Annotated in this window: 11 protein-coding genes; 3 read left to right on the top strand and 8 right to left on the bottom strand. The window is 70.2% G+C overall.

From position 1 onward, the window contains the following. Positions 1-179 precede the first annotated feature (179 nt). The 6 genes from AB0J91_RS03330 to ftsY all read right to left on the bottom strand — a co-directional run bounded on the left by AB0J91_RS03330 (position 180) and on the right by ftsY (position 7,966). On the bottom strand, positions 180-1,922 hold the full coding sequence (locus AB0J91_RS03330; protein WP_363789007.1) for a DEAD/DEAH box helicase: 1,743 nt from the start codon (positions 1,920-1,922) through the stop codon (positions 180-182). A 298-nt stretch (positions 1,923-2,220) separates the two neighbouring features. After that, entirely contained in the window at positions 2,221-2,802 is a 582-nt protein-coding gene (locus AB0J91_RS03335; RefSeq protein WP_363863726.1) for an AAA family ATPase, read from the bottom strand. A gap of 420 nt (positions 2,803-3,222) precedes the next feature. Next, positions 3,223-3,561, bottom strand: a complete 339-nt coding sequence (locus AB0J91_RS03340; RefSeq protein WP_363863729.1) for a P-II family nitrogen regulator — start codon at positions 3,559-3,561, stop codon at positions 3,223-3,225. Then, positions 3,558-4,898, bottom strand: a complete 1,341-nt coding sequence (locus AB0J91_RS03345; RefSeq protein ID WP_363789005.1) for an ammonium transporter — start codon at positions 4,896-4,898, stop codon at positions 3,558-3,560. The genes AB0J91_RS03340 and AB0J91_RS03345 overlap by 4 nt, the downstream gene beginning before the upstream one ends. A 122-nt stretch (positions 4,899-5,020) precedes the next feature. Beyond that, a complete protein-coding gene (locus AB0J91_RS03350; protein WP_363863731.1) occupies positions 5,021-6,241 on the bottom strand; it encodes an MFS transporter in 1,221 nt (406 codons plus the stop codon). Between the two features lie 348 nt (positions 6,242-6,589). Continuing rightward, complete coding sequence (gene ftsY, locus AB0J91_RS03355) at positions 6,590-7,966, bottom strand: signal recognition particle-docking protein FtsY (protein WP_363863734.1); 1,377 nt, start codon at positions 7,964-7,966, stop codon at positions 6,590-6,592. A 126-nt stretch (positions 7,967-8,092) separates the two neighbouring features. On the opposite strand from ftsY, the gene AB0J91_RS03360 reads away from it, so the two are divergent. Then, positions 8,093-9,343: an anhydro-N-acetylmuramic acid kinase gene (locus AB0J91_RS03360; RefSeq protein WP_363863737.1), complete on the top strand. Its 1,251-nt coding sequence runs from the start codon at positions 8,093-8,095 to the stop codon at positions 9,341-9,343. Between the two features lie 8 nt (positions 9,344-9,351). Further along, the gene (locus AB0J91_RS03365; protein WP_363863740.1) at positions 9,352-10,851 is read left to right on the top strand and encodes a sodium:solute symporter; all 1,500 of its coding nucleotides are present in this window, start codon (positions 9,352-9,354) and stop codon (positions 10,849-10,851) included. Between the two features lie 108 nt (positions 10,852-10,959). On the opposite strand, the gene AB0J91_RS03370 is transcribed toward AB0J91_RS03365, so the two are convergent. Beyond that, positions 10,960-11,634 (bottom strand): hypothetical protein, encoded by a 675-nt coding sequence (locus AB0J91_RS03370; RefSeq protein WP_363863743.1) that lies wholly within the window; start codon positions 11,632-11,634, stop codon positions 10,960-10,962. Between the two features lie 199 nt (positions 11,635-11,833). Between AB0J91_RS03370 and AB0J91_RS03375 the strand changes: the two genes are divergently transcribed. Next, positions 11,834-12,169, top strand: coding sequence for a zf-HC2 domain-containing protein (locus tag AB0J91_RS03375; protein WP_363863746.1), 336 nt, complete (start codon positions 11,834-11,836; stop codon positions 12,167-12,169). Here AB0J91_RS03375 and smc read toward each other — a convergent pair. Next, positions 12,166-15,816: a chromosome segregation protein SMC gene (gene smc / locus AB0J91_RS03380; RefSeq protein ID WP_363863749.1), complete on the bottom strand. Its 3,651-nt coding sequence runs from the start codon at positions 15,814-15,816 to the stop codon at positions 12,166-12,168. The two genes, AB0J91_RS03375 and smc, sit on opposite strands and share 4 nt — an antisense overlap. Positions 15,817-15,976: the final 160 nt, after the last annotated feature.

A 15,976-nucleotide genomic window follows, 5' to 3' on the forward strand; every position in this document is an offset into this window, starting at 1 on the left:
CGGGTAGCGGAACCTGACACGCCTCCTGGCTCCGGGATCCGCGACTCATGTATGCCAATACACGACGCTGCGGCCGTCCTCACCAGGAGACGTGTCAGAACCCGCGGCGGTGCGAGCTGCGAGGGTGGCCTCGCAGCTCGCGGCTGCGCCGCTTGCAGGCGAACCGAGAAAACTCGGGCCTACGCTCCGGTGTGCCGCAGGTCGCGCTTGGGTCCGGTGCGGTGCTGCTGGGGCGAGCGCTGAGCGCTGCCCTGGCCCTTGCGGTGCGGGCGCGGCTTGGTGTCGCGGTCCCGGTTCCCGGCGGGGCGGCGCGGGCGGCGGCTGATGATCTCACCGTCCGCACGGGTGATCTTCAGACCGCGACCGGCGACCTGGGTGGTGCGCAGCTTGCTCAGCAGCTCCTCGGACAGGTCCGCGGGCAGCTCGATCAGCGTGTGCTCGTTGCGGATGTCGATGTGCCCGATGTACTTGCTGGGCACACCGCCCTCGTTGGCCAGCGCACCGACCAGCGCGCGCGGGGTGACCCGGTTCCGTCGGCCGACCTCGACCCGGTAGGTCTCGGTGTCGGCGTTGTTGCTGTGGAACGCCGGACCGTCGCGGCGCGCCGGCTCCGGCTCGGCCTCAAGCAGCAGCGGGCGCTCGCCCTGGGCCATCGCGGCGAGGGCCGCGGCGATCTCCGAGGCGGGCACGTCGTGGGTGCGCTCGTACTCGTTGACCAGCTCCTGGAAGACCTCCAGGCCGCCCTTGGCCAGCGTGTCGGTGATGCTCTGCGCGAACTTCGCAAGTCGGCGGTCGTTGACCGCGTCGATGCTCGGCAGCTCCATCTGGGTGATCTGCTGACGGGTGGCCCGCTCGATCGCGCGCAGCAGGTGGCGCTCGCGCGGGGAGACGAACAGGATCGCCTCGCCGCTGCGCCCGGCACGACCGGTGCGGCCCACGCGGTGCACGTAGGACTCGGTGTCGTGCGGGATGTCGTAGTTGAGCACGTGCGAGATGCGCTCGACGTCGAGACCGCGCGCGGCCACGTCGGTGGCCACCAGGATGTCGATCTTGCCGTCGCGCAGGTGACCGATGGTGCGCTCGCGCTGGGCCTGGGCGATGTCGCCGTTGATGGCCGAGGCGCTGAAACCGCGCGCCTGCAGCTTCTCCGCGAGTTCCTCGGTGAGCTGCTTGGTGCGCACGAACACGATCATCGCGTCGAAGGTCTCGACCTCGAGGATGCGGGTCAGCGCGTCCAGCTTGTTGGAGGCGCGCACCGGCACGTGCCGCTGGTTGATGTTGGTGGCGGTGGAGGTCTTGGTCTTGACCGAGATCTCCGCCGGGTTGTTCAGGTAGTTCTGCGTGATCTTGCGGATGCCCTGCGGCATCGTCGCCGAGAACAGCGCGACCTGGCGCTGGCTGGGGACCGACTGCAGGATCTTCTCGACGTCCTCGATGAAGCCCATGCGCAGCATCTCGTCGGCCTCGTCGAGCACCAGGTTCTTCAGCGCGCTGAGGTCCAGCGAGCCCTTCTCCAGGTGGTCGATGAGCCGGCCCGGGGTGCCGACGACGACGTGCGCGCCGCGGCGCAGACCCGCCAGCTGCGGGCCGTAGCCGGTGCCGCCGTAGATCGGCAGCACGTGGAAGCCGGGCAGGTGCGAGGCGTAGCGCTGGAACGCCTCGGAGACCTGGATGGCCAGTTCACGGGTGGGTGCCAGCACCAGGGCCTGCGGCTTGGTGGTGGTCAAGTCCATGTTGGACAGAATCGGCAGCGCGAACGCGGCGGTCTTGCCGGTACCGGTCTGCGCCAGGCCCAGCACGTCGCGGCCTTCCAGCAGCAGCGGGATCGTCTGCTCCTGGATCGGCGACGGGGCCTCGTACCCGATCTCGGCCAGCGTCTTCTGGACGCGCTCGTCGAGTTCGAGTTCAGCGAAAGTAGGCATGCGGAAAGCGGGTCTCCCTAGGTGGGTCGGCGGTGGGCTGATCGCGGAAAAAGGTCCGGCGCCACCCCGCGCGTGCTGACGGGGTTGTGCGTCCACTCGGTGGCGTGCGGCGAACCTGCTTGGACTCCGCTTGCGCTTGTCGAACCGCGCGCTCCACCCGACGCACACCCTGTTGCCAGTGACCCGCAGCTCGAAAAATCTCAGCCTGGCGCAGCGACATCTGGCCGCAGCACCGGTGGTCCAGGGTAGTCATCGCGATCAGTTGATGTCGTCCCGCCCCTGCCCAAGGGGACGCAGGTCACGTCTCGACGTCCAACCGCAGGCCACCGGCCACCTGGGAACGGGTGAAAAGGTGCACCCGGCGCCAACCGAGCAGACGCTCACCGTCCAGCAGGCGCCGGTGCATCCGCTCGGCCCGCAACACGTGCCGCTGGAAGGAGCTCGACCGGATCAGCCTGCCGCGCGCCCGCTGCCCGTCCAAGGCCGTGTCGGCGTCGGCGTGCAGCCACAGCAGCACCGTCCGCCGCCCGCTCAGGCATGCGAAGACCAGCAGCATCAGCCGCGTGCTCGCCCTGGTCGCGGGCTCGTGCGCGACCACCGGACCGCGGCTGACCAGGCACGCCCACAGGATCCGGGAGCGGTGCAGCAGGTGCACCAGCGGCCGGTAGTAGCGGTACGGGACGCCCGGCGACAGGGCGCGCAACCTGGCGCGCACCTGCTCGGAATCCAGCCGGACCACGTCCTCGGCCGAGCGCATCTTGGCCAGCACGGTGCTCTTGCCCGCGCCGGGGACACCGGCGAGCACGACCAGCGAACGGCGGCCCACCCGCACCGAAGGCGTCGGGTCGGCAGCGACGGGAGATGCGTCCGAAATGTCCACCAGGACTCCAGATTACGCGCTCCCGATCATGGAAGTAGGGGAAGTGATGACCGCCGCACCGACGAGGAGGCGGCCTGCTCCCCTGAGCAGGCCGCCTCGTCGAACTCCCCGGTGCGTTACGGGGTCCCGCACCCGGTTCACACGTGGGAGGCCCCAGTCCCCCGCCTCCCACGTCCCCCCTGCGATCGCGGAGCCCCGCGAAGCCCGCCCGACCCCCAGTACGGGCGCGATCCCCGGTCCTCCCTGATCACCGCGTCGCACCACGAAGTCTGCCCGCACCAGCGCCGCAGCGAGACCGTGAAGCTGCCCGAATGCGCCTGCGTAGTTGTACGCAACCGCCACCGGGGGAAGCTGCCGACGAACACGACAAGAGCGCCTCCCGGCTCTCGGCCGGGAGGCGCTCAATCGGGTCTGATCAGGTCAGATGGCGGCGACGCCGGTCTCGCCGGTGCGAACCCGCACGACGCTCTCGACCGCGGTCACCCACACCTTGCCGTCGCCCACCTTGCCGGTGCGGGCGGCGTTGACGATCCCTTCCACGACCTTGTCCACGTCGGTCTCGTCGACCAGGACCTCCACGCGGGACTTCTCGATGAAGTCCACCGAGTACTCGGCGCCCCGGTAGACCTCGGTGTGGCCCTTCTGCCTGCCGTAGCCCTGGGCATCGCTCACGGTCATGCCCAGCACGCCGAGCTTGCCGAGCTCATCCTTGAGATCGTCCACCTTCTGAGGCTGAACGATCGCGGTCACCAGCTTCATGCGCGGCTGCCCTCCAGCTTGCGGTCTTCGACGTCGCCGGGCGAAGCCGAGGCACGGCGAGCGGATCGGTCATCACCGTAGTGATACGCGGTCTCCGCGTGCTCAGTCTCGTCGATACCGGCGGCCTCGTCCTCCTCGCTCAGCCGGAAGCCGATCGTCGCCTTCACGATCAGGGCCAGGACCAGGCTGAGCACGAAGGAGTAAATCAGCACCGCGAAGGCTCCGACAGCCTGCCGCCACAACTGATCCACACCACCGCCGTAGAACAGACCCGCCACGCCCGCCGGGGCCTCCGCCGAAGCGAACAGGCCCACCAGCAGCGTGCCCAGCAGACCACCGACGAGGTGGACGCCCACGACGTCGAGGGAGTCGTCGTAACCGAACTTGAACTTCAGGCTCACGGCCAGCGCGCAGGCCGCGCCCGTGATCGCACCGATCGCGATGGCGCCCAGCGGCGTCACCGACGAGCAGGCCGGGGTGATCGCGACCAGACCGGCCACGATGCCCGACGCGGCGCCCAGCGTGGTGGCGTGACCGTCGCGCAGCCGCTCCACCAGCAGCCAGCCCAGCATCGCCGCGCTGGTCGCGACCAGCGTGTTGACCAGGACGAACGCCGCGGTGTTGTCGGCGGCCAGCGCGGAACCGGCGTTGAAGCCGAACCAGCCGAACCACAGCAGACCGGCGCCGAGCACCACGAACGGCAGGTTGTGCGGCTTGCCGACGCCCTTGGGCCAGTTCTTGCGCTTGCCCAGCACCAGCACCAGGGCCAGCGCGGCCGCACCGGCGTTGATGTGGACCGCGGTGCCACCCGCGAAGTCGATCGCGGCCAGGCGGTTGGCGATCCAGCCGCCCACGCCGGTCACGTTGCCCGCGTCGTCGGTGTCGTCGAAGTCGAAGACCCAGTGCGCGACCGGGAAGTACACCACGACCGCCCACAGCGCGGCGAACAGCAACCACGGGCCGAAGCGCGCGCGGTCGGCGATGGCGCCGGAGATCAGCGCGACCGTCAAGATCGCGAACATAGCCTGGAAACCGACGAAGGCCAGCGACGGGATCGTGCCCGACAGCGAGTCCTCACCGAGCAGACCCGCCAGACCGAAGTTCTCGAAGGGGTTGGCCAGCAGACCCAGCCCACCGATGTCGGTGGCGAAGGCCATCGAGTAGCCGAACAGCACCCACAGCACGCCGACCACGCCGATCGAGCCGAGGCTCATCATCAGCATGTTCAGCACGCCCCGGGACCGGACCATGCCGCCGTAGAAGAACGCCAGCCCTGGAGTCATCAGCAGGACAAGAGCAGCGCTCACGAGCACCCATGCGGTATCGCCTGAATTCACATTGCCTCCCCGTGCGAACCGAGTTGGGCCGCATCCTGGGGAATGTCTGTTTCCGGCGAAGCGTCCTGCTGTAACGCCGACGTGAAATGTGACCCACACCCTGTTACGGGGACGTGCACACGTCAATTCCGTGTTACGCGGCCGATCACCGTCGGGACCTGGACGGGCCTGCCGACGGAGAGCCCGAACCCCAGCCAGCCCGCTGAGCAGGCCAGGATGAGCACCAGCGGCAGCGTCCACGCGCCGGAGACGTCGTGCAGCAGACCGATGAGCAACGGGCCCACCGAGGCGATGAGATATCCCCCACCCTGGGCCATACCGGACAAGGCGGTCGTGGTGTCGCTGTCCGGCGAGCGCAGCCCCAGCAGCGTCAGCGCCAGGCCGAACGCCGCACCTTGGGCCAGGCCCAGCACCGCCACCGCGGGCCACAGCAGTCCGGTGGGGCCGAGCAGGATGCCGCCGAAGCCGGACATGAGCATCAGCGACAGCACCACGATGATCGGGCGCTGGTCGCGCAAGCGCCGGCACAGCACCGGGATCGACATCGAACCGGCGGCCTGGATCGCCGCCTGCACGCCCAGCGCGAGACCGGCCAGCTCCGGGCTCATCCCCCGGCTCTGCAACATCGTGGGCAGCCAGCCGAACACGACGTAGGCCAGCGAGGACTGCAGGCCCATGAAGAAGGTGAGGTGCCACGCCAGCGGGCTGCGCCACAGGATTCCCGGGCTGACCGGCTTCGGCGCGGCGACCGCGCTGCCGCGCACCGCGACCAGGCTGATCACCAAGGCGACCAGCACCGGAACGGCCAGCAACCCCAGCGGCGCCCGCCACTCGGAGCCCAGCGCGTGCCCGATCGGCACCACGGCGGCGGCCGCGAACGCGCCACCCAGCGTCAGGCACATCGTGTAGACGGCGGTGACCACCGGGACCGTGTGCGGGAAGTCGCGCTTGATCAGGCCGGGCACGGCGACGTTGGCGACCGCGATGCCCGCGCCGACCACGATCGTTCCCGCCAGCAGCGTCGGGATGTCGCCGAAGGCGCGCAGCGAGTTGCCGATCAGCAGCACCACCAGGCAGCCCAGCAGCACGCGTTCATCGCCGAAGCGCTGGCGCAGCCGCGGCGCGACGAACGCGAACGCGCCCAGGCACACCACCGGCAGGGTGGTCAGCACGCCGCTGAACGTGCCCGAAACCCCGAGGTCTCGCTGGATGCGGTCCAGCAGCGGCGCCACCGCCGTGAACGGTGGCCGCAACGCCAGGGCCACCAGCACGACCACGACCACGGTCACGATGGCGGTGACCCGCTGGGTCCGCGGCGTTCCCCCCTGGACTCCGGTGCCCACGCGACGTTCCTTCCCGAAAGAGCTGGTCAGACTGCGACGAGACCCGCTCAGCGGCGTCGCGGGCTCAACTCAACTACATGGAACGCCCGTACCACAAACTCTCGCGCAGTGAACCTGCACACCCAGCGCGGAAATGCTCCCGAACACCCCAAAACCCGCCACCACACGCCTCCTCCCCTGGAGAGCCACCATTCGAATTTCGCGCGAAATTCGAATCCGAAAGATCCCGGTCGAATTTCGCGCGAAATTCGAATCCCCTGGCCGAAGGTGACCCGGGTTCGGTTTCCGGGGACGAGGAAGCCCCCGGCCAGCTGTGCCGGGGGCTTCCTCGTGCGGGTCGGGCTCGGGTCAGTTGAGCAGTGCGTCGACGAACGCTCCCGGCTCGAACGGGGCGAGGTCGTCCGCCCCCTCGCCGAGACCGACGAGCTTGACCGGGACGCCGAGCTCGCGCTGGACCTGGAAGACGATGCCGCCCTTGGCGGTGCCGTCGAGCTTGGTCAGCACGATGCCGGTGACGTCGACGACCTCGGAGAACACCCGGGCCTGCATGAGCCCGTTCTGCCCCGTGGTGGCGTCGAGGACCAGCAGCACCTCGTCGACCTGGGCCTTCTTCTCCACGACGCGCTTGACCTTGCCGAGCTCGTCCATCAGACCGGTCTTGGTGTGCAGCCGTCCGGCGGTGTCGACCAGCACCGCGTCCACGGCGCTGTCGCTACCCCGGCTGACCGCCTCGAACGCCACGCTGGCCGGGTCGGCGCCCTCGTTGCCGCGCACCACCTCGGCGCCGACGCGCTCACCCCAGGTCGCCAGCTGCTCGACGGCGGCGGCGCGGAAGGTGTCGGCGGCACCGAGCAGCACGGTCCGGCCGTCGGCGACGAGCACGCGCGCCAGCTTGCCGGTGGTCGTGGTCTTGCCGGTGCCGTTGACGCCCACGACCAGCAGCACCGCCGGCTTGCCGCCGTCGGCCGGGTCGCCGTGCGGCAACGCGCGCACCGAGCGCTCCATGTCCGTGCCGAGCGCGTCGACGAGAACCTCGCGCAGGACGGTGCGGGCCTCCTCCGGGCTGCGCACGGCGCGGGAAGCGATCTCGGCGCGCAGCCGTTCGGTGATCTCGGTGGTGGTGGCCGCACCCAGGTCGGCCATCAGCAGGGTGTCCTCGATCTCCTCCCAGGAGTCCTCGTCGAGGTCACCCGCGCCGAGCAGGCCCAGCAGGCTCTGCCCGAAGGTCGTGCGCGAGCGGGACAGCCGGCCGCGGAGCCGTTCGAGACGACCGGCGGTGGGCTCGATCTCCTCCACCTCGACGGCGGGCGCCTCGGGCTCCGGCGGAGCCGTGGGCTGCGCGGGAACCTCCGGTTCCGCGACGGGTTCGGCCGTCGTGGTGTCCTCGGGAAGTTCGACGTCGACGATGCCGCGCCGCTCGGTGTCGCGCGGGACCGCGGCGTCGTCACCGACGCCGGGCTGCCCCTCCACCTCGGTGCGCTCTTCGACCGGGTGCTCCGGCGCGGCGGGTTCGGCCTCGGGCTCGGCGGTCGCGGCGCCGCTGGCGAAGCTGATGCCGCTACCGGTCTGGTAGCCGCCGCCCTTGACGGCGGTGGGCGCGTCGGCTTCGTCCTTCTCGCGCAGGCTGATTCGCCGACGACGGTTGAGCACCACACCGGCGACCACGGCGAGAACCAGCACCACCGCGACAACGACGACGATCAGAATCAGGGTTTCGGTGGTCACCCACCCATCCTCCCACCTGCTCTAACCGCCTCCTCCAGGCACCTGCCGGGCGGTCACGTGAGCAATTCACCAACAATGGCCACAGAGTGCTTGCTTTTTCATGCCCGTGTGCAATACACCACAGGTGTGCGCTGGTGGCGAGTGGTGGGGCTGCTCTCGGGAACGTCGATGGACGGCATCGACGTGGTGGCTGCGGAGCTGCGCCTCGACGGCGAGACGATCGAGCTCCGCCCCCTCGGCGACCGCACCCTCGACTACCCCGCCGACCTGCGCGATGACCTCCTCGCCGCGCTGCCTCCCGGCGATCTCGACGCCGAGACCTTCTGCCGCCTGGACACCCTCGTGGGCAAGTCCTTCGCCGACGCCGCGCTCCTGGGCGTGGACCTGGCGGGCGGCGAAGCCGACTTCGTCTCCTCGCTCGGCCAGACGATCTACCACTGGGTCGAGGGCGGCCGTGCCCACGGCACCCTCCAGATCGGCCAACCGGCCTGGATCGCCGAGGCCACCGGCCTGCCGGTCATCTCCGACCTGCGCACCCGCGACGTCGCCGCCTCCGGCCACGGCGCTCCCCTCGCCGGTGTCCTCGACTCCCTCTGGCTCGGAGATTCCGGATTTCAATGGAAATCGGAGACCGAAGTTCCATTGAAATCGGGTGCCGGAATTCCTTTGCAATCGGGGACGCCGGGTGCCCCGGTGGCGCTGAACATCGGTGGGATCGCCAACATCGCCGTGGTCGGCGGACCGGAGCCGCTGGCCTACGACACCGGTCCCGGCAACGCCCTGATCGACCTCGCCGCGCAGCAGCGGACCGGGAAGCCGCAGGACACCGACGGCGCGCTGGCCGCCTCCGGCACCGTGCGCGAGGACCTGCTCACGATCCTGCTCGACGACGAGCACTACCGGCTGCCCGCGCCGAAGTCGACCGGCAAGGAGCACTTCAACTCCGCCTACCTCGCCCGCGCGCTCGACGAGCTCGGCGAGCCCGTCTCGGACGGCGACCTGCTGGCGACCCTGACCGAGCTGACCGCGCGCACCATCGGCGACGCGTGCCGGGCCGAAGGCGCCGCACGCGTGGTCGTCGCCGGCGGCGGTGTGCGCAACCCCGTGCTGCTGGCAGCTCTTCGCCGACAGCTGGACGTCCCGGTGCTGGTCAGCGACGATCTCGGGATGCCCTCCGACAGCAAGGAAGCCCTGCTCACCGCGCTGCTCGGCTTCCTGACCTGGCACGGGCTCCCCGGCAACGCACCCGGGACCACGGGGGCCGCCGGTCCCCGAATCCTGGGCAGCATCACACCGGGCGCGACCGGCCTGCGCCTGCCCGAACCCGCCACCACCCAGCCCCGACGGTTGATCATGCGGTCCGCCGCAACGAACTAGGAGGCCAGATGCGATCGCTCGACCTCGTCGTGATCGGGTTGTACCTGATCGCGATGCCGGCCCTGGGATTGCTGCTCAGCGGCAAGCAGAAGAGCTCGCAGGACTACTTCGTCGGCGGACGGCAGCTCCCGTGGTGGGCCGTGTGCTTCTCGGTGGTGGCCACCGAGACCTCGACGCTGACCGTGATCAGCGTGCCGACGGTGGCCTACCTCGGCAGCTTCACCTACCTGCAGCTGGCGATCGGCTATCTGATCGGCCGCATCGTGGTCTCCTTCGTGCTGCTGCCCCGCTACTTCGCCGGAAACCTGGTGAGCGCCTACGCCTTCCTCGGCCAGCGCTTCGGGACCGGGCTGCAGGGCACCGCGTCGGTGACGTTCCTGATCACCCGGCTGCTCGCGGACGGCCTGCGGCTGTTCGCCACGGCGATCCCGGTGAAGGTGATGCTCGCGGCGTTCGACGTGCACCTGTCGTACTGGCAGATCATCACGCTGCTGGCGGTCCTGACCGTGATCTACACCTACTTCGGCGGCATCAAGGCCGTGGTGTGGGTCGACGCGATCCAGATGTTCGTCTACATCGGCGGCGCGGTCCTGGCGGGGATCATCCTGTTCGGCAAGCTCCCCGGCGACTGGTTCTCCACGGCGATGGCCGAGGGCAAGTTCCAGCTGCTGGACTTCACCTCGTCGATCATCACCGATCAGTACGCGTTCTTCACCGCGGTGATCGGTGGCGCGGTGTTCGCGATGGCCTCGCACGGCGCCGATCAGCTGATGGTGCAGCGCCTGCTGGCCTGCAAGGACCTCGAGGACGGCCGGCGGGCGCTGATCGCCAGCGGTGTCGTGGTGGCCCTGCAGTTCGGGCTGTTCCTGTTCATCGGCACCATGCTGTGGGCGTTCTTCAAGGGCGCCACCCCGGACTCGATGGGGCTGGCCAGCTCCGACGAGCTGTTCCCGCGGTTCATCGTCAACGACCTGCCGCCGGGTGTCTCGGGGCTGTTCATCGCCGGCATCCTCGCCGCCGCGATGAGCACCCTGGCGTCCTCGCTGAACTCGCTGTCGACCTCGACGGTCAGCGACCTCTACCAGCGGCTGTCGAAGAAGCCGCTCGACGACGCGGCCGTGCTGAAGATGGGCAAGCTGTGGACGCTGGTGTGGGCGGTGGTGTTCGTGGTGTTCGCCTCGATGTTCACCAGCACGGAGAACCCGGTGGTCGAGGTCGGTCTGAGCATCGCCAGCTACACCTACGGCGCGCTGCTGGGAGCGTTCCTGCTGGGACTGCTGGTCAAGCGCGCGCGGCAGACCGACGCGATCATCGCCTTCGTCGCGACCATCGCGGTGGTGCTGTACTTCGTCATCGGGGTGAGCTTCCCGGACGGTGAAGGCGGCGAGACGTCGCTGGCCTTCCCCTGGTACACCCCGCTGGGCGTGATCGTGACCCTCGTGGTCGGCGGCCTGCTGTCCCTCCGCCACAGCCGCGACGCCGAAGAACCCGTCCCCGAAACCGTCTGACCCCGGATTACCCCGGTAATCAGGTGCCCGATTACCGGGGTAATCCGGGTGTGGCACAGGCGCGGCCCCCGGTGGTGAGCTCACCGGGGGCCGCGTCGTGCCTGCGGATCAGGCGAAGGCCAGGGGGAGGAGGCCGACGAGGAGGACCAGGACGAACGCGGCGATGCTGATGCCGATGGTCAGGCCCAGGCCCGGGGTGTCCTGCGGGGTCGGGCCGATCGCGCCGTCCATGAAGACCATCGCCGGGGGCTTGTAGTAGACGTCGAGCTGCTGGCCGGCTCCGACCGGGATCACCGCGGTCGCGTAACCGACCTTCCACAGGTAGTTCACGTGCACCCGGATCTGGTGCTGCCCGGGTGGCAGGTCGATCGGGTTCTTGCCCCAGGTCAGCACCGGACCGGGCTGACCGTTGATCGTCACCTGCGGCTTGAACAGCAGGAATGCCAGCATCAGCCAGTGGTACGAGCAGTCGATCAGCAGCCGTCCCATGCCCGGCGGAGGCGGCGGGAACTGCGGCGGCATCTGCTGCTGCGGCATCTGCTGGTGCGGCGGCACCTGCTGCTGCATCTGCTGCGGGGGCATCTGCGGCATCGGCCCGGACTGCGGATACCCGGGTCCCTGCTGGGGGTAGCCCTGCGGCGGGTAACCCTGCTGCTGCGGATAGCCCTGGGGCATCGGCTGCTGCGGCATCGGGCCGGATGGCGGACCGTAGCCGGGGGGCACCTGGGCGCCCTGCTGCGGATACGGCGACTGCCCTGGCGGGGGGCCGTACGGGTTCGTCATCAAGATCTCCTAGTGCCTGCCTCGGTCCCCGCACTCGGGGTGGTGCTCGCGGGAGCACGACGCCGACTCCTCGCCCGGTGAGATGCCGGATCACGCCCATCTTCGCGCATGCGTTCCCCTGCCCCCAACCCCCCATCCGCAAGGCCTGCGCACAGCCCTTCAGGACCGGTGGCAACGCGCCGATCAAGGAGCAATGGGGATGTTCGTCCACAGGAGCCGGGCCGGATCGGGAACCGCGCACGACTCCGAGCACCGGGAGTTCCAGAGCAGGCTGGACGCCTACGCGGTCGGCGACCTCGACGACGTCGACTGGTTGATGATGCGCACGCACCTGGCCGAATGCGCCGACTGCCAAGCCGACATGCGCCGCCCCGAGCTGTGGAACCGCGCCGCACCGCAACGCATCACCGCTGATCACGACGTGCGGCGGCAACGACACCGGGAGACCGCGCCGGGCTGGACGCTGGTGCTCGGCGTCGTCCTGGTGGCCGCGCTGGTCGCCTTCGGCGTCGGCTACTCCTGGGGCGCCATCTAGTCCAGGACCGAGGCGACGTCGCCTTCTTCCGGGGCGCCCTCGGGCTCGGGTTCGTCGGGCTTCTGCTCCGACTTGCCCTTCAGGCGCTGCGAGATGACCTGGGTGATGCCGTCGCCGCGCATCGTCACGCCGTAGAGCGCGTCGGCGATCTCCATGGTCGGCTTCTGGTGCGTGATGATGATCAGCTGCGAGGTGGCGCGCAGCTGGTCGAGCAGCGTGATCAGGCGCCTCAGGTTGGTGTCGTCCAGCGCCGCCTCGACCTCGTCCATCACGTAGAACGGCGAGGGGCGGGCGCGGAAGATCGCCACCAGCATCGCCACCGCGGTCAGCGACTTCTCGCCACCGGACAGCAGCGACAGCCGCTTGACCTTCTTGCCCGGCGGACGCGCTTCGACCTCGACGCCGGTGCTGAGCATGTCGCCGGGGTCGGTCAGGGTCAGGCGGCCGTCGCCACCCGGGAACAGGACCTTGAAGACGACCTCGAACTCCTTGGCCACGTCCTCGAAAGCCGAGCTGAAGACCTCCAGGATCTTCTCGTCGACCTCCTTGACCACGCTGAGCAGGTCGCGGCGGCTGTCCTTGAGGTCTTCCAGCTGGGTGGACAGGAACTTGTAGCGCTCCTCCAGCGCCGCGAACTCCTCCAGCGCCAGCGGGTTGACCTTGCCCAGCAGCGACAGGTCCTTCTCCGCGCGCTTGGCGCGCCGCTCCTGGGTCGCGCGGTCGAAGGGCACCGGCGGCGGGGCGCTGACCTCGTCGCCGCGTTCCTTCGCGGCTTCGTACTCGGCGACCTCGGCGGGACTCGGCGGCACCGGGACGGTCGGGCCGTACTCGTCGACCAGGTCGTCCAGGCCGATACCGAAGTCCTCGATGATCTTGGTTTCGAGCTGTTCGATCCGCAGCCGCTGCTCGGCGCGCACCACCTCGTCGCGGTGCACCGCATCGGTCAGCTTCTCCAGCTCACCGGACAGCTCGCGGACGCGGGCGCGGACCACGCCGAGGGCCTGCTCGTGCTCGCTCTGCTTGGCCTGCGCGACGTCTCGCTCCTCGGTCGCGGCCTGCAGCGACACCGTGATCCGCTCCAGCGCGGTCTCGGCGCCGTCGACGACGGCGCGGGTGACGCGGGCGGCGCGTTCCCGGGCCTCGCGGGCGGCCGCGGCGCGAGCGCGGGTCTCGCGCTCGTGACGTGCGGCGCGGCGCAGCTGATCGGCCCGGCCCTGCACGGCTCGGGCGCGCTCCTCGGCGGTGCGCTGGGTCAGCCGCGCGTCCATCTCCTGCTGGCGCACGGCCGTGAGCTCGGTGGAGAGGCGGTCGCGCTCGTCGGTGTCGGGCTCGGCGGCCTCTTCCTGCTCGTTCTTCACCGCGTCGAGGCGCTCTTCGAGCTCGGCGAGCTTGGTCAGCGACTGGTCGCGGGTCTGCTCGACCTTGACGCGCTGCTCGGAGATCCGCTCGACCTCCGAGGTCGCGTTGCGGGCGGCGCGTTGCAGGCTCGACAGCCGCTCGGTGCTGCGGGCGCGGGCGACCTTGGCCTCGTTGATCTGCTCCTGCGCGGCACGGGCCTCGGCGCGCCGCGACTCCTCTTCGGCACGGGCGCCTTCCAGCGCGGCCGAGTGCTGCTCCAGCCTGCGCTCGGCCGCGGCCAGCTCGTTCTCGGCCTCGTCGACGGCGGCGCGGACCTCGATGACGCTCTGCTTGTCGTCCGAACCGCCGGTGGCCCAGTGCGCGCCGAGCACGTCACCGTTCGAGGTCACCGCCCGCACGCTCGGGTGGGCCTGCACGACTTCCCGCGCGGCGTCGAGGGTGTCGACCACCACGACCTGGTCCAGCGCGCTGAGCACAGCCCCCCGGAGCTCGTCCGGGGCGGTGATCAGGTCCACGGCCCACCGGGCGGAACCGGGCAGCTGCGGCCAGTGCGAGCGGTCGACGTCGGCGTCGGAGCCGATCACCACGCCGGAACGACCCGCGTCATCGGACTTGAGCAGGTTCAGCGCGGTCACCGCGTCGGTGACACCGCGCACCACGACCGCGTCGGCGACCGCGCCCAGCGCGGCGGCGAGCGCGGCCTCGGCACCGGTTTCGACGGTGAGCAGCGCGGCGACCGATCCCAGCAACCCGGGCACCCGGTCACCGGCGGCCAGCAGGGCACCTGCGCCGTCCTTGCGCTGCAGGCCCATCGACAGGGCTTCCACCCGCGCCTTCCAGGACGCGATCTCGCGTTCGGCGGCGCGCTCCTGCTTGACCAGCTCCTCCACCCGCGCGCGGGCGGCGTCGCGCGCCTGCGCCGCGTTCTCGCGGCGTTCCTGCAGGCCGGCGTCGTCGGAGTCGTAGCCGCCGCTCTCCTCCTCGGCGTCGGCCAGCGCGCCTTGCGCCTCCTCGGCGCGAGCGGTGGCCTCCTCCAGGGATTCGCTGAGGCGCTCGATCTCGTCGGCGCTGTCGCTGACCTTCCCGCGCAGCGACTCGACCTGCCCGGACAAGCGGGCGGCGCCTTCGCGGCGGTCGGCGATGGCCCGCACCGCCGCCATGTGGGCCTGCTCGGCCTGCTTGAGCTGCGATTCCAGTTCGGAGCGGCGCTGCACCACGTCTTGCAGGGCTTCGCGCGCCTCCTCGACCTGCTCGCGGAGCTCGACCTCCTGCTCGGCGGCCTCCTCGGCCTCGGCGTCGAGCTGGTCGGGGTCGCGACCGGAGCGCTGCTCCTCGGTCTGCTCGGTGAGGTGCCGGTGCCGTTCGGCGGCCAGCCGCAGCGTGCCGCGCAAGCGCTCTTCCAGCGCCGAAAGCCGGTACCAGGTCTCCTGGGCCTTGTTCAGGCGCGGCGCGTCGGCGGCCACCGCCTCTTCGAGGGTCTTCTCCTCGGACTGGGCGAACTGCAGGGCCCGCTCGACCTCGGTGCGCTTGGCGCGCGCGGTCTCCTGATCGGCCTCGTCGCGGGCCAGGTCCGCGCGGGCCGTGACCAGGTCGTCGGCGATCAGCCGGAGCCGGGCGTCGCGCAGGTCGGCCTGCACGGTCTGCGCCTTGCGGGCGATCTCGGCCTGCTTGCCCAGCGGCTTGAGCTGCCGCCGCAGCTCGCTGGTGAGGTCGGTCAGACGCGTCAGGTTGGCCTGCATCGCGTCGAGCTTGCGCAGCGCCTTTTCCTTGCGCTTGCGGTGTTTGAGCACACCGGCGGCCTCTTCGATGAGGCGGCGGTTCTCGTCGGGCTTGGCCTGCAGGATCGACGCCAGCTGCCCCTGACCGACGATGACGTGCATCTCGCGGCCGATGCCGGAGTCCGACAGCAGTTCCTGCACGTCCATCAGCCGGCAGGTGTTGCCGTTGATCTCGTACTCGCTGGCGCCGTCGCGGAACATCCGGCGGGTGATGGAGACCTCGGTGTACTCGATCGGCAGCGCGCCGTCGGAGTTGTCGATGGTCAGCGTGACCTCGGCGCGGCCCAGCGGGGCGCGGCCCGCCGTGCCCGCGAAGATCACGTCCTCCATCTTGCCGCCGCGCAGGTCCTTGGCGCCCTGTTCGCCCATCACCCAGCGCAGCGCGTCGAGGACGTTGGACTTGCCGGATCCGTTGGGTCCGACGACGCAGGTGATGCCGGGTTCGAAGCGCAGCGTGGTGGCCGAGGCGAAGGACTTGAACCCCTTCAGCGTCAGGCTCTTGAGATGCACGGCTGCCGTCGACCTTCCCGTCGGTTACGCGATCACGTCCGCGAGACTCTACCGTCGATCGGGCTCCGCTCGACGCAGAACCGCTGGTTCAGCGCTCATCGCAGGATCCTCCGGCCGGCTCCGGTGGGGAAAATGAGCTTCCCGATGCATGAGGAACGGC

This window comes from Saccharopolyspora sp. NPDC049357, from assembly GCF_040677225.1.
Classification (GTDB): Bacteria; Actinomycetota; Actinomycetes; order Mycobacteriales; family Pseudonocardiaceae; genus Saccharopolyspora.

Bases quoted from the DNA above. Each gene is read 5' to 3' on its own strand.
- AB0J91_RS03330 (WP_363789007.1), bottom strand. From the start codon at position 1,922: ATGCCTACTTTCGCTGAACTCGAACTCGACGAGCGCGTCCAGAAGACG.
- AB0J91_RS03340 (WP_363863729.1), bottom strand. From the start codon at position 3,561: ATGAAGCTGGTGACCGCGATCGTTCAGCCTCAGAAGGTGGACGATCTC.
- AB0J91_RS03365 (WP_363863740.1), top strand. From the start codon at position 9,352: ATGCGATCGCTCGACCTCGTCGTGATCGGGTTGTACCTGATCGCGATG.
- AB0J91_RS03375 (WP_363863746.1), top strand. From the start codon at position 11,834: ATGTTCGTCCACAGGAGCCGGGCCGGATCGGGAACCGCGCACGACTCC.
- AB0J91_RS03370 (WP_363863743.1), bottom strand. From the start codon at position 11,634: ATGACGAACCCGTACGGCCCCCCGCCAGGGCAGTCGCCGTATCCGCAG.